General features: G+C 77.2%; 1 protein-coding gene. It reads left to right on the top strand.

The annotated features are described in order from the left end of the window. A partial coding sequence (locus HW577_RS25820) for a S41 family peptidase (RefSeq protein WP_198378930.1) occupies positions 1-829 on the top strand: 829 nt, incomplete at both ends.

Below are 829 nucleotides of genomic sequence, written 5' to 3' on the forward strand. Positions count from 1 at the left end.
CTCGCCCCCGGCGGCCCGGCGGCGGAGGCGGGGCTGCTGATCGGCGACCGCGTGCTCGCGATCGACGGCATCAGGCTGCGCCCGCGCGACGCGGCGACGGCGGCCGGCCTGCTCGAGGGCCCGGCGGACACGGAGGTGACGCTGCTGATCGAGCGCGCGCGGCAACGCTCGGAGGTGGCGCTGCGCCGCCAGTTGCCCCCCGGCAGCCCCGTGACCTCCGAGCGGCAGGAGGATGTGCTGGTGATCCGCATCCCCGCCTTCTCCGCCCAGACGGAGCGCCAAGCCGCCGCCGCGCTGCTCGGCGCGCTTAGCCAGGGGCGACCGCGCGCCATCCTGCTCGACCTGCGGGGCAATCGCGGCGGGCTGCTGACCCAGGCGGCGGCGGTCGCCGACATCTTCCTCGGCCCCGGGGAGGCGTTCCGTACCCTCGGCCGCCATCCGGAGGCGAGCCGCGTCTACATCACCGGCGGGCCGGACCTGTCGGAAGGCCTGCCGCTGGTCGTGCTGGTGGATGGACGGACGGCATCGGCCGCGGAGATCGTGGCGGGCGCCCTGGCAGATCGCGGGCGCGCGGCGGTGCTGGGCTCGGCCACCACGGGCAAGGGGCTGGTGCAACTGGTGCTGCCCCTGCCGGATGGCGGGGAACTGCTGATGTCCTGGTCGCGGCTGGTGATGCCGGGTGGCTGGCCGCTGCAGCCGGTCGGCGTCCTGCCGGGGCTTTGCGCCTCGGGCGGGGCGGAAGCGGCGGCACGGGCGCTTGCCGCGCTGCGCGCCGGCGCGCGGCCGATGGGACCGGCGCTGGCGGAATTGCGCGGCCTGCGCCACCCGG

Source organism: Neoroseomonas rubea, from assembly GCF_016106015.1.
In the GTDB taxonomy this organism is placed as follows: Bacteria; Pseudomonadota; Alphaproteobacteria; order Acetobacterales; family Acetobacteraceae; genus Neoroseomonas; species Neoroseomonas rubea.